Origin of the sequence: Dokdonella sp. (assembly GCF_044227025.1) — a bacterium.
GTDB lineage: Bacteria > Pseudomonadota > Gammaproteobacteria > Xanthomonadales > Rhodanobacteraceae > Dokdonella_A.
Map to the genome: position 1 here is coordinate 110,336 of NZ_JBGAFX010000001.1, position 13,843 is coordinate 124,178.

The 13,843-nt window shown below is 67.6% G+C and carries 8 protein-coding genes; 3 read left to right on the forward strand and 5 right to left on the reverse strand.

All coding sequences use genetic code 11. The features are described from left to right. Nucleotides 1-5: 5 nt before the first annotated feature. Nucleotides 6-1,385 carry a dihydrolipoyllysine-residue acetyltransferase gene (gene aceF / locus ACILRJ_RS00480; RefSeq protein ID WP_395679258.1) on the reverse strand — a complete coding sequence of 460 codons (1,380 nt, stop codon included), beginning with the start codon at nt 1,383-1,385 and terminating at the stop codon, nt 6-8. A gap of 85 nt (nt 1,386-1,470) precedes the next feature. Between aceF and ACILRJ_RS00485 the strand changes: the two genes are divergently transcribed. Then, a complete protein-coding gene (locus ACILRJ_RS00485) occupies nt 1,471-2,103 on the forward strand; it encodes a glutathione S-transferase family protein (RefSeq protein ID WP_395679260.1) in 633 nt (210 codons plus the stop codon). A gap of 106 nt (nt 2,104-2,209) precedes the next feature. Here the strand turns inward: ACILRJ_RS00485 and ACILRJ_RS00490 are convergent, their stop codons facing one another. Then, complete coding sequence (locus tag ACILRJ_RS00490; RefSeq protein ID WP_395679262.1) at nt 2,210-3,112, reverse strand: diguanylate cyclase; 903 nt, start codon at nt 3,110-3,112, stop codon at nt 2,210-2,212. Between the two features lie 125 nt (nt 3,113-3,237). Here ACILRJ_RS00490 and ACILRJ_RS00495 point away from each other — a divergent pair, with 125 nt between their 5' ends. Continuing rightward, a complete protein-coding gene (locus ACILRJ_RS00495; protein WP_395679264.1) occupies nt 3,238-5,652 on the forward strand; it encodes a protein kinase domain-containing protein in 2,415 nt (804 codons plus the stop codon). Nucleotides 5,653-5,891: 239 nt separating this feature from the next. On the opposite strand, the gene ACILRJ_RS00500 is transcribed toward ACILRJ_RS00495, so the two are convergent. The 3 genes from ACILRJ_RS00500 to ACILRJ_RS00510 all read right to left on the reverse strand — a co-directional run bounded on the left by ACILRJ_RS00500 (nt 5,892) and on the right by ACILRJ_RS00510 (nt 10,374). Continuing rightward, a complete protein-coding gene (locus ACILRJ_RS00500) occupies nt 5,892-7,223 on the reverse strand; it encodes a M48 family metallopeptidase (protein ID WP_395679266.1) in 1,332 nt (443 codons plus the stop codon). Between the two features lie 117 nt (nt 7,224-7,340). Beyond that, nucleotides 7,341-9,797, reverse strand: coding sequence for a protein kinase domain-containing protein (locus ACILRJ_RS00505; RefSeq protein WP_395679268.1), 2,457 nt, complete (start codon nt 9,795-9,797; stop codon nt 7,341-7,343). 22 nt (nt 9,798-9,819) lie between these two features. Next, nucleotides 9,820-10,374 carry an ECF-type sigma factor gene (locus ACILRJ_RS00510; protein WP_395679270.1) on the reverse strand — a complete coding sequence of 185 codons (555 nt, stop codon included), beginning with the start codon at nt 10,372-10,374 and terminating at the stop codon, nt 9,820-9,822. Between the two features lie 151 nt (nt 10,375-10,525). Between ACILRJ_RS00510 and ACILRJ_RS00515 the strand changes: the two genes are divergently transcribed. Beyond that, nucleotides 10,526-13,765 carry a hypothetical protein gene (locus tag ACILRJ_RS00515; protein WP_395679272.1) on the forward strand — a complete coding sequence of 1,080 codons (3,240 nt, stop codon included), beginning with the start codon at nt 10,526-10,528 and terminating at the stop codon, nt 13,763-13,765. The last annotated feature ends 78 nt before the right edge of the window (nt 13,766-13,843 follow it).

Consider the following 13,843-nt stretch of genomic DNA (forward strand, 5'->3'; position numbering starts at 1 on the left):
CGTCCTCAGAGCAGCACGCGCCGCATGTCCGCGAGCACCTGACCGAGGTACGCGGTGAAGCGCGCGGCCGAGGCACCGTCGATGACGCGGTGGTCGTAGCTGAGCGACAGCGGCAGGATCAGGCGCGGCACGAACGCGGTGCCGTCCCAGTGCGGCTTCATCGACGACTTCGACACGCCGAGGATCGCGACTTCCGGCGCGTTGACGATCGGCGTGAACGCGGTGCCGCCGATGCCGCCGAGCGAGGAAATCGAGAAGCAGCCGCCGGACATGTCGGCGGGCCCGAGCTTGCCATCGCGCGCCTTCTTCGCGAGTTCGCCGGTTTCCTGCGCGATCTCGATAACGCCCTTCCTGTCCGCATCGCGCAGCACCGGCACGACGAGGCCGTTCGGCGTGTCGGCGGCGAAACCGACGTGGAAGTATTTCTTCAGCACGAGGTTCTCGCCGCTCGCATCGAGCGAGGCGTTGAACTCCGGGTATTTCTTCAGCGCGGCGACCACCGCCTTGATCAGGAACGCGAGCATGGTCAGCTTGATGCCGGCCTTCTCGTTTTCCTTGTTGAGCTGCACGCGCAACGCTTCGAGCTCGGTCACGTCGGCATCGTCGTGCTGGGTGACGTGCGGGATCATGACCCAATTGCGCGCGAGGTTCGCACCGGAGATCTTCTTGATCTTCGACAGCGCCTTCGTCTCGACCTCGCCGAACTTGGCGAAATCGACCTGCGGCCACGGCAGCAGGTTGAGGCCGCCGCCGACTGCACCGCCGGACGCCGCGCGCGGCGCGCCACCGCCGGCGAGGGCGGCCTTGACGTAGTTCTGCACGTCGTCCTTCGAAATGCGGCCCTTGCGCTCGCTGCCCTTCACGTGCGCGAGGTCGACGCCGAGTTCGCGCGCGAACAGGCGCACCGCCGGGCTCGCATACGGCACCTGGTCCGGCATCACCGCGCTCGCGTCGAACGCGACCGGCGGCGTACGCGGCGCGGCGGCATCACCCTTCGCCGGCGCGGGCGCAGGCGGCGCGGGATCGCTCTTCGCGGCGGGCGCGACCGCCGCGGCGGGTGCCGGCTTCGGCGCCTCCGCCGGCTTCGGCGCTTCGGCCTTCGACTCGCCGGCCTCGATCAGCGCAACGACGTGGCCCTCGGCAATCTCGTCGCCGACCTTGACCCTGACCTCGCGCACGACGCCGTCGAACGGCGCCGGCACTTCCATCGTCGCCTTGTCCGATTCGAGCGTGACCAGGCCCTGGTCGCGCGTCACCGTGTCGCCGACCTTCACCAGTACCTCGATGACGGGGACGTTGGTGTAGTTGCCGATGTCCGGCACCTTCGCTTCCTGGACAGCCATGCTTGCTCCGGATCCTGAGGCAGGTGTGCAAGTTTCGCCCATTTCGAGGTCCGCCGTCATGCGCAACGGCGCGCGCCGCGCACGCGAGTAGAATCCGCCGTCCCTCGCAGCCGCTCCGGAGTCCACGATGTACGTCCTCTACTACTCCCCCGGTACCGCCAGCATGGCGGTCCACCAGACCCTGCTCGAGCTCGACGTGCCGCACGAACTGCGCAAGCTCGACCTCGACGCCAACGCGCAGAAGAGCGCGGAATACCTGCGCCTCAATCCGAACGGCACCGTACCGACCCTGATCGTGGACGGCGCGCCCGTGTACGAATGCGCGGCCCTGCTCCTGCTGCTCGCCGAGCGCCATGCCGACGCCGCGCTCGCGCCGCGGCCCGGCGACCCGAAGCGCGCGGCGTTCCTGCAATGGATGGTGCACTTCGCCAACACGCTGCAGCCAGCGTATCGCCAGTGGTTCTATCCGCAGGACTTCGCACCGGCCGAACACGAGAAGGAATCGAAGGAGTTCGCACGCCGCCGCATCGAGGCGGTGTGGGACCGCCTCGAAGCACACCTCGCCGCGAACGGCCCGCACATCGTCGGCGAGCACTTCGGCATCGTCGACCTGTACGCGACCATGCTGATGCGCTGGTCGCGCAACATGCCGAAGCCGGCGACCAGCTGGCCGCATGTGGCCGCACTCGCGCAACGCGTCAAGGCACGCGCGAGCTGGAGGCGCCTGTACGACATCGAAGGCCTGACCGAGTGGGCGTGAGCCCCGTGTAGGGCGGTACGCGCGAAGCGCGTGCCGCCGACCCGCGCGCGCGGCGGCCTGCGGCGACACTAGTCGCGCGCGAACGCCTCGCGCGCTTCGTGCCGCCCTACTCCGCGACGCAGACGCGGTTGCGGCCGTCCTGCTTGGCGCGATAGAGCTCCGCATCGGTCGCGCGCATGAGGTCGGCGACGCCGGCCATGCCGGGCTTCCAGCACGCCACGCCGATGCTCACCGTGACCTTGCGAGGTCCTGCGCTGGCGTCCAGTTCGAGCGCCTCGATCGCGCTGCGCAGCCTTTCCGCGAAAGCCGCCGCTTCGCCGATGTCCTGTTCCGGCAGCACCGCGGCGAATTCCTCGCCGCCGATGCGCGCGACGATGAATTCGCCGCGCGCATTCGCCTGCAGCGACGCTCCCACCAGTTTCAGCACCGCGTCGCCGGCCGGGTGACCGTAGAGGTCGTTTACCGACTTGAAGTGGTCGAGGTCGATGATCAGCAAGGCGAGCGGACGCTGGTGGCTGGTCGTGCGCGCCAGTTCGCGCTCGAGCAGTTCGAGGAAATGGCGCCGGTTGTACAGGCCGGTCAACGGATCCATCGTCGCGAGCTGGTAGATCTCGTCGTGGTAGCGCGCCTCGACCGAGGAGCGCTCCATGAACTTCAGCACGCAGCTGCCGACCGTGATGTGGTCGCCGTCCTTGAGTTCCGCTTCGATGATCGGCTGGTCGTTGAGCAGGGTCTTGTTGGTCGAATCGAGGTCCTTGACGCGATAACCGCCCGGTCCTTTCCATACCTGCGCGTGCTGGCGCGAGACGCTGCGCTCGACGATCTGGAAGTCGCACTCAGGCGCGCGCCCGAAGACCAGCGCCTGCTCGCCGATGTCGATGCGCTGGCCGAGGCGCTGCCCCTGCAGCACGACGAGGCAGGCGTCGGATGCGCCGCGCAGTTCGAAGCCGCGCTGCGGCCGGATCGTGCGGCGCTGGGTGGTGCTGGAGTCGTTGTCGCGCGATTTCATGACGGTCGGGTTGCGTCGCGGCCTGCCATCAGCGCGAGTGTACGCGAAGACACCGGGGACGCGACCACGGGCGCTGGCAATTGGCGGCCAAATCCATAGACTGCGACGCGGACAGGGGGCACGCCATGCACACCAACAGCAGTGATGCCACCGAATTCGTCGCCGTCGCCGCCGCGGCGGGACCGGACCAGACCCTCCTGCCCGGCACGAAGATCGATGCCTACGTGATTCGCGGCGTGCTCGGCGAAGGCGGCATGGGCCGCGTCTACCTCGCCGAGCAGATGCGACCGGTGCACCGGGAAGTCGCGCTGAAACTGATCCGCGAGCAGGTGTCGAGCCCGCTTGCGCGCGCGTACTTCGACGTCGAGCGGCAGGCGCTGGCGCAGATGCAGCACCCGGCCATCGCGCAGGTTTTCGACGCCGGAACCACCGAGCAGGGACACCCCTATCTCGCGATGGAAGTGGTCGAAGGCAGCCCGATCACGCGCTTCTGCCGCGACGAGGGCTTGCGCCGCGACGAGCGCCTCGCACTGTTCGCGCGCGTCTGCCATGGCGTGCAGCATGCGCACCAGAAGGGCATCATCCATCGCGACCTGAAACCGGCGAACGTGCTGGTGCGCCGCGTCGACGGCACGCCGATGCCGAAAATCATCGATTTCGGCATCGCGATCGGCGGTGTCGCCGGCAGCGATGGCGTCGCGGCGCAGGCGACCGCGACCGATCGCGCCGGCACCAGCCTGTACATGAGTCCGGAACAGGCCGGCCCGCAGTCGCGCGGGATCGACACGCGCAGCGACGTCTACTCGCTCGGCGTGATGCTGTACGAAGTGCTGACCGGGGCCGATGCGGCGGCGCTGACATCGATCGCCCATCATTCGACCCGCCCGCTGCACGAGACGCTGCTGGCGGCGATCGACAGCGACACAAGCGTGGCACAGGCGGCGGGAACCTCGGGCGCGCTGCTGCAAGCCTCGCAGCACCTGCCGCAGGAGCTGCGCGCGATCCTGCGCAAGGCACTCGCGCTCGACCGCGCCGATCGCTACGACTCCGCCGCTGCACTCGCCGACGACCTCGAGCGCCTGCGTGAGCATCGCCCGCTGCGGGCGATGCCGGCGACGCGCTGGTATCTCGCGCGAACGTTCATCCGTCGCCATCGCTTCGGCCTCGCCGTGAGCGCGCTGATCGCCTGCTCGCTGATCGCCGGCATCGCACTCGCACTTGGCGGCATGGCGAGGGCGCGCGAGTCGGCGGCACGCGCCACGCTGGAAGCGGCAAAGGCGGAACAGGTCGCGGACTTCACGCGCGGCATGCTGGCCGGCATCGACCCGAACCGCGCCAAGGGCATGGACCGCAGCCTCATGCGCCTGGTTCTTGATTCGGCCGCGGAGCGCGCCGGTCGCGAGCTTGCGACGCAACCCCCGGTTCGCGCGTCGATCGAACGCACGATCGGCGACAGCTACGCCTCGCTCGGCGACTATGCGATCGCGCAGCGCCATTTCGAGGCCGCGATCGAAGCCGGCGAACAGGCGCACGCGACCGTCGCGCAACGGGCGCGCGCGAAGGCGCGCGCGGCGACCAACCTCGCCAACTACGACAAGGCGAGCAACGCGCTCGAGTTGGCGCAGCAGGCGTTCGCGCTCGCGAGTTCCCTGCCGACCGGGGATCGCGATCGCCTGGAGGTCGAATCGACGCTCGGCTCGATCGAGGGCCTCGCCGGCAAGCCCGAGGAGGCGCGCACGCGCCTGCGCCGCGTGCTGGGCGAGCAGCGCCGCCTGCTCGGCGATGAAAGCGAGGACGTGCTCACGACGATCGACAGCCTGACCTCGGTCGACATCGACACCGCCCATCTCGATGAAGCGCGCCCGTTGCTCGAGGAAATGCTCGCGCAACGGCGCAAGCAATACGGCGACGAGCACTCGAAGACGATCGACGCGATCAACGGCCTCGCGATCGTCGCGCTGGAACAGAAGCGCTACGCCGACGCGGAGAAGCTGCTTGCGCCGCAATTGCCGACGCTTGAACGCGTGTTCGGCAAGGATCATCCACTGACGATGCGCCTGGTCAGCAACCTCGGCGGCGCGATCCGCCAGCAGGGTCGCAACGAGGACGCCCGGCCGTACTACGAACGCGTCGCGGCGCTCGCGCTCAAGCTGTACGGGCCGGCGAACCCATCGACGGTGATCGCCGAGTCGAACCTCTCCTTGCTGTTGCGCGATACCGGCGACCTCGCCGGCGCGGAAGCACACGCACGCACGGCGGTGTCGAACGGCGACATCGCATTCGGCGACAACGCGATGCGCGCGATCATGCATCGCGAACTGGCGACCGTGCTGTTGCGCGAACGCAAGTTCGACGAGGCTGAAAAGGAACTCGGCGTCGCATGGGACGTGTTCACCCATGCCGAGGGGTTCGGGCCGGCACATCCACGCGCACAGGATGTCGTCGACACGTTCGTCGAGTTGTACGACGCGTGGGGGAAGCCCGCGAAGAAGGCGGAATGGGGCGCGCGCAAGAGCGCGCCCGCGGCAAAGGGCGGCTAGCGAGCCGAAGGACGCGGGTCGTATATCGGCACCGGTAGTTCGACTTCGCGGAGCTTCGCTCCGCGTGCCCGACGCGAACGGCTCAGGAACCCGCGTGCCCTCAGCGCCGCAACCTATCCTCCGTTCACCGGCACCGCAGGCGCGGAGTCGAAGGGCCTCGCAGCCAGCGGGTTTCGACTCCGCTCGCTGTCGAAGCAGCTGCGCTCAACGCGAACGGATGAGGGGAACCCTTTCGCGGCTTATGGCAATGGCGCGTTCGCAGTGTGGTTGTCCTGGTGTTCCTTCAGCCACAGCATCGAGCCATGCACGCGGTCGTAGCCGCTCGGGTGGTCGTAGAACAGGATTTCCTCGAGGGGTCCCGGGCGCAGCTTGCGATAGGTGCTGAGGCGCATCGCCGCCATCGCGAAACCATTCGGCTCGCCGGCGGCGTTGAGGCCGAACGCATCGGCCTCGGCTTCGGCCTGGCGGATCATCGAATTCGTCAGCGGCGTCACCAGCAGGAAGAACAGCGAGAGGATCGCAATCGCCAGCGGCAGTGCGGCGGGGTCGGCGCGATCGCGCAATCCCAGGCGGCCACCCCAGCGCGCAAGCGCGCGATCGAACGTGCAGTGCACCACGAAAAAGCCAAGCAGCAGGATGAGGCTGAGGTAGACCGTCAGGCGCAGGCCGTGGTTGAGCACGTAATGACCCATCTCGTGGCCCATGACTGCCTTGATTTCCGCCGGCGAGGTCTTGTCGAGCAGGTTGTCGTTGAGCGCGACGCGCGTGGTGCCGAGGAAGCCGGACACGTTTGCGCTGATGCGCGTGGTCTGCCGCGAGGCATCGAACTCGACCACGTTGTCGGTCGGGATCCGGTTCGCGCGCGCCAGCGACAGCACCGCCTCGCGCACCGCGCCTTCGCGCAGCGGCTTGTAGTCATTGAACAGCGGATCGACGAACACCGGCGCGAGCATGATCAGGAACAGGATCAGCACGAACGCGCCGCCGCTCGCCCAGATCCACCAGCGCGCGCCGGCGCGGCGCACCGCGCCGTACAGCAGCGCAAGCACGGGAGGCACGATCACCAGCGATACCAGCAGACCCTTGGCCTGGTCGCCGAACCACGCGCCGAAGTCCTGCGTCGCGAGGCCATAGGCATGCTCGCGGAAATATCCCTGGTAGATCGCGAGCGGCAGGCTGAGCAGGAAGCCGGCGAGCAGCCACGGGAACGCGTAGATCAGCGGTTGCAGCCAGCGTCGGCGCGTGATTCGTTCGGCGAAATCGCGCATGCGTCGCGACAACCCGCTCCACAGCAGGATCGCAGCGACCGCGAGACCGTACAGCGTTCCCCACAGGGTCAGCCAGTAGTTGCCCTCGAAATAGTCGTCGGACAATTTGCGCTGTTCCGGCGAGAGCAGCGCGAGATACGCCTCGGTCGCCTTGTCGACATCGAACGCCGGGCCCGGTCGCGCCGCATCGGGAATCTGCAGGCCGGGTGGCAGGTCGCGCACGAGGGGGGCATCGGCATGCGCAAGGGAGATTCCGATCCAGATCGACAACACGATCGCGATACCGCGCAGCAAATGCCTCATGACGCTCCCCTGGCAGACGGACACATGCGCCCGAAGCGTTGCAGCGTCCGCGATCGTTGCCGCAGCGTCAACCGCCAGAGGTCGTAATGCCGCATCGGCATCGACCGCCCGGAAGTCTCAGCGTCCTGCCTGCACCGCCTGATCGCAAGCAGCAGGCGCATCGTTGGGGACACTCGCAGGCGGGAGTCTCTTCGACAGTGCCCGCGCCTGATCATATTCGTCTCTCGCATAGTCGAACTTCGCCAGCACCGCGACCGCCGAACGCGCGCATGCGGCCGCGCGAGCAAGGTCGCCCGTGGCGGCATCGAGCTGCGCTTGCGCCAGATCGATGCTGCCGACGATGCGTCTCGCGGGATCGCTGTCGACGTGCGCATTCGCGCGCGCCTGTCCGATCAGGCCCTGCACCTCGTCGTAGCGATGCATGCCGAGCAGGAGCCTGGCCACGATCAGCGGTCGCTTGCCATCGTCGACCGGAACCGATGAGGGGCGCTCGGCCACACGCACCAGCATGCGCCGGTATGCAGCGAGCGCGAGCTCGGACTGGCCGAGGCGCTCGTAGGTTTCGCCCAGCGCCTGCAGCGTATTGGGACTGCCGAGATCGTCGAGCGCGGGCGCCGCATCGAAAATCTCCAGCGCGTGCTGCAAGGTCGGCACGGCAGCAGCGGGGTTGCTGGTATGCGATTGCGCGACGCCATACCAGGTCAGGGTACGTGCATAGCGCGGGCTGCGCTCGCCGAATACCTTCGCCACGCGCGGCACCAGCTCCTGCATCAGCGCCGCCTGCTCTTCGTAGCGGTCGAGATTGGAGAAGGTTATCGCGAGCGTCTGTCCCGCCTGCAGGGTGCGCGGATGTTCCCGGCCGAGGCCAGCCTCGAGGGTGCGAAAGCTGCTCTCGATCAGCGGCAATGCATCCGCATCCCGATCGAGTGCGCTGAGCGCGATTGCATACATCATCTTCGCCATCGCGGTTTCTGCGTGCGTGTCCCCGAGCACGGCACGGTCTTCGTCGAGTACGCGATGCAACGCCTCGGCCGACTCTGCGCGTCGACCGCTGCCGTACAGCACGGAGGCGCGATAGCGCGCGATGCGCAGGCGCAGTTCCGCGTGCGAATCGTCGTCGACGAGCAGCGCCAGCGCTTCGTCGAACATCGGCAGCGAGCGCGCCGATTCGGTGTATTCGAGCGTGTAGGCGAGATTGCCGATGGCCTGCGCCAGGATCGAGGCGTCGCCAGCGGGTTCGCGCAATGCGGGTACCGCGGTCTCCAGCAAGGCCCGCGCCTGGGCGAATTCGCCACGCTCGATATGGATCGCGCCCAGTGTCGCCGCCAGTTCCGCGCGCAGCGTCTTCGGCATCTGGCGATCATCGACGATGCGTTGCGAGCCTCGTTGCAACAGGTCCTCGACCGTCGGCACGTGGCCCTGATGCGTCGCCGGTTGCGCTTCGCCAAGCAGGCCGGTGAGGAATCCCAGACTCGCGCGCGCACGTTCCGCCTGGGTCGCCGCCGCGGCGGCAGCGGCGCGCGCAATATTGCCTTCGCGCGCGAGTTGCGACCCGAGCAACGCCAACGTGAGCGCAGCCGCGATGCAGGCGGTGGTGACCCAGGGATGCCGCGTGACCGCCAGGCGGAGGCGATAGCTCCAGCCGCCGTCGCGAGCCGCCACCGGTCGGCGCGCCATGCGCGCACGAACGTCATCGCGCAGTGCAGCCACCGACGGATAGCGCGATTCGATGTCGTCGTGCGTGCACTTGGCGATGATCGATGCAAGATCGGCTTCGGCGACGGCGGCACCCGCCAGCGGCGCGCACTCGCCTGCATGCGCATCGGCCCGCGTCGCGTCGAGGCCTGTCGATTCGAGGGCGCGCCATCGACCCGTGCAAACCAGGGCATGCAACAACAGGCCAAGCTGGAAAACGTCCGATGCCGTGGTGACCACTTCGCCGCGTGCCTGTTCGGGGCTGGCCCAGCCGGGCGTAAGGGCCTGCGGCGCACCTGTGCCCGCGTCGGCAAGCGCGGCAATGCCGAAGTCGAGCAGCTTCACCCAGCCGTCCGCCGAAACGAGGATGTTGGCGGGCTTGATGTCGCGGTGGACCACGAGTCGCTGGTGCGCGAATGCCACCGCGTCGCAGACCTGCACGAACAAGCCGAGGCGTTGCTGCAGGTCGAGGCCACGTTCGTGCACGTGCCGGTCGATGCGCAAGCCCTCGATGCGCTCCATCGCGAACCACAACCAGCCGTCGTCGCTCTGCCCACCGTCGATGAGGCGCGCGATATGCGGATGATCGAGCGCCGCGAGCAGGCTGCGCTCACGCCGGAACAGTTCCTGGATCCCGCTCGCCTGCGCATTGCCGCGCACGAACTTGAGCGCAACCTGCTGCGCGAAGCCGCCGTCGACGCGTTCGGCCAGATACACCACGCCCATGCCGCCGCGTCCGAGTTCCCGTTCGACGCGGAACGCTCCGATGCGCTGCCCCGTTACCGCCGGCTCCACTGCGGCCCACTGCTGGGCCAGGCGTGCGAACAAGCGCCCACGCAAGGCGCCACCGGGTTCGAGAAAATCAGGCGCTTCGATCACGTCGGCACCTCGCACCCGCAGGTCAGGCTTCCAGTTCGGCTCGCAGCCATTCACGCGCCAACTGCCAGTCGCGTTGCACGCTGCGCAGGCTGGTCTGCATCGCCTCTGCCGTCTCTTCCTCGGTAAGCCCTGCGAAGAAGCGGCACTCGACCACGCGCGCCCGGCGCTCGTCCAGACGCATCAGCGCGCCGAGCGCATCGTCGAGTGCCGCGTAGCGTTCGGCTTCGCGCAACTCCGCGGCGTCCACCTCATCCAACGCAAGAGCGCGCTCACCCCCGCCACGCTTCTGCGCCAGGCGCTCGCGCGCGTAGTCGACGATGACCTGGCGCATCACGCGGGAAGCCAGCGCGAAGAAGTGCCCGCGGTCGTTCGGGGCGACGGCGCCGCTCATGCGCAGGTAGCATTCGTGCACCAGCCCGGTGGTGCCCATGGTCTGTTCGCGCCACTGGCCCGCGAGCTGGCGGTGCGCGATATGCCGCAGGTCCGCGTAGATCGCGGCGGCGAGTTGCTGCCGCGCAGCGGCATCGCCGGCCCCGGCCAGCACCAGCATCTGCGTGATGTCCCCGTTGCTGCCCATCTCCGCCCCCGGGCCTGCCACTGCGGCGGGCGACTTCGGCCGTTACGCCGTTGCGCCGTCCGCTGGATCGATTGTAGCCGGCTGCCAGTGCGTGGCGGGTTTCGCCGTCGTTTGTCGTTGGGGCAAGCATCCGCAACGCCAGGGGAACGTCGTGAAACCTTGCAAACGCATTGGCCGGTGCATCGGAAGTCTCGTCGCAGCCCTCATCGTCGCGCAGGCCGGTCGCGCGCATGCCGGCTGCACGATCTACGTCAGCGATACGGACGATGCCGAGGAACCGTTCTGGAGTGCCTCCGGCGGCAGCGACGACAGGATGCTTTTCCGCGAGGCCGTCGAAGTCGGTTACGGAGACGCGCGCTGCTACACGAGCTTCGAAATGGCACGCATCGAGGGCGGCAACTTCGTCCATGATCCGATCTTCTGTGCTAGCACGGACAATTCGCGCAATTGGCGCCTTTCATTCTCCAATCCGGGCTGCGGCCCCAACGACGGCGACACGATCCGTTTCTGGGACGCCATCCGCGGCGGCACGCAGATCACCTTGTCCTACGGATTCGTGCGGCTCGATCCACGCGACAGCATCGATGGGGGAGCCTTCGAAGCGGGCGCACGCCCGAATATCGCGCTGCACGGCGCCCCGACGTGTCCGGTCTTGCAATCCGGCGCGATCGTCACGGGCTTCCCTGTCTCGATCAGTGCGGACTACGCCACCGGGACCATCGGCAACCTGTATGTGGAAGGATTTTGCGGCTTCGGCATCTGGGCCCCCCGAACGAACGGCTTGCGCGTGCGCAACATCGTGTTCTCGTCGATCAGCGGCAATGCGGTCGGCGGCGGCACTGCGCTGATCCTCGGACAACTGGAAGGCACCTCGGACGAGAACGACAAGTGCGTGCGCGGGGTGCAGATCGGAGGCACCGGCAGCGGCCAGCAGAACTATTTCTTCGATATTGCGGGGCACGCGATCAGCGCCTGGGACACCTGCACCGGCGACCTGTCCGATCGCAACAACAAGTTGTTCAACAACTACATCGGCCAGTGCGAGGCATTGGATACCGGCCCCGGTCTCGAGGCGTGCCCCGACGGCACGCCGAACCAGGGCATCGGGGGCAGCGGCATTCGCATCGTCGACACCAACGACACCATGGTCGGCGGCGCGGGCCCTGGTGAAGCCAACTACATCGCGCGCGCGGCGATGGGCGTCGACATCTACGGCAACAATGCGGCCCGGAATGCGGTGCGCGGCAATCGCATCGGTGTCTCGCGGCAAGGCGATTTCGCGCGCGGAAACGGCACCGGCGTGCGGATTTCCGGCGGCGCGGACAACAACATCGTCGGCGGCACCGGCGCCGGCGAAGGCAACACGATATCCAGCAACACTTCGCGCGGCGTGACCATTGACGGCGCCGGCACCAGCGGCAACCGCGTCAGCGGCAACGTGATCGGCCTGACCACGGCGCGCACCCAGCTGCGCCCGAACGGCGACGGCATCGGAATCACCGGCGGCGCCGATGGCGCGCAACTGGATCACAACGTGATCGCAGGCAACACCTTCTGGGGCATTTACGTCAATGGCGGCAGCGCGCATCTCATCGACGACAACGTCATCGGCCTGCGCGGCGGCGCCAACGACCCCAACGACAACAACCCCGCGGCAAACGGCAATGGCGGCGTATGGATCAACGATGTCGGCGGCAACACGGTGGGGCCCGGCAATCGTATCGCCGGCAACCAGGGGCCCGGCGTGCTCGTCGCCGGAGAGAATGCCGATGGCAATGTGATCAAGGGCAACGTGATCGGACTCGACAACGGCAACAGCGCGGTCGCCAACAGTGGCCCCGGCGTCTACATCCTGGCCGGTCCCGACGACAGCGTCGTCGGCGGTGCCGCGCTCGCAGACGGCAACATCATCGGCGGCAACGGTGGCGCCGGAATCCATGTGAGCGGCAACACCACCGATGCCACGACGATCCGCTACAACTTCGTCGGCACCGACCGCAGCGGCAACGTCGCGCGCGCCAACGGCGTCGAGGGCGTGCGCCTCGACCAGGGAGCGAGCCATGCGGTCGTCCGCCAGAACCTGGTCTCCGGCAACGTCAACGACGGCATCAAGCTGGAGACGGGCGCGAACGGCAACCTGGTCGTTCTCAACCAGATCGGTTTCTCGGTCGGCGGCGCGGCGCTTCCGAATGGCGCTTCCGGCATCTCGCTGCTTTCCGCCGCGCACGACAATACGATTGGCGATGCCAGCTCGCCCTTTATGATCAACTACATCGCCGGCAATACGGGGACCGGCGTGTTCGTCGCCGATGCCGGCACGGCGCACAATATCGTCGGGGAGAACCTGATCGGCGTGAGCGGCCTCCCGAACGGCACCGGCGTCTTCGTGACTGCGGGGGCCGTCGACACGCAGATCCTCGGCAACGTGATCGAAGGGAATACCGGGAACGGCGTCGCGATAGCGGGCAGCGGCACCATTGGCAATCCGGTGGTCGACAACCTGATCCGCGGCAACGGCGCGCTCGGCATCGATCTTGGCGCAAACGGCGTCACCCTGAACGACGCAGGCGACGGCGATGGCGGTCCTGACAACCAGCAGAACTTCCCGAGCCTCGACAACGTGATCGTCGGCACGAACTCGGCGACCCTGACAGCCAGCCTTTCCAGCCAGCCGAACCAGACCTACCTGCTGACGTTCTACCGCAGCGATCATTGCGATCCGAGCGGATACGGCGAAGGTCAGGTCAGGCTCGGTTCGGCGACCCTGCATACCGGGGCCAATGGAGTTGGCAGCATCAGTGGCCTGTTGTACAGCGTGCCGAACAGCCAGACCCGGCAGAGCTGGGGCTCCGCGATCGCGACCTCTCCAGGCGCCGATACGTCGGAATTCTCACGCTGCGTGGCGCTTTCAGACAAGATCTTCGGTGACGGTTTCGACAGCCCGGCGACCTCCAACGTCCTCGAAGCGGATGCGCAAGAGGAGACAGCGCCAGCGGATGATGCCTCGGGTCTCGACGGAATCCAGGCGGCTATCGAAATGCATGCGGACGGCTCATCGTCGATCTCGCTGCGAATCGCGAACACCACAGGCGCAAAGCTGCCCGAACAGGTCATCGGCGCGACGGTATCGGGGCTGGCCGTGGTGGATGGGCTTCGCGCAAGCGTGGGCCGTTGCGCGCTTGCAGGTCGCATGGAATGCCGATTGCCCGCACTGGCGGCGGGGTCCGAGGCCACGATCGAGTTCCGTCTGGATCCGGTGCAATCGACCAGCACGACGTTGTCGGTCGTACGCGAGGTGCATGGAGCAACGGTATTGCGCAAGCGCTACTCCGCGACCGCCGCGGACTCCCCAGGATCGCCCGATGCGTCCAACGCGGCCAAGGGCGAGTGATTTCATCCCTGGTCAAGTTCGCGGTGTTCGCGTCACTACGGATGCCGCCGCAACGGCCGCCCACGGGCGGCCGTTGCG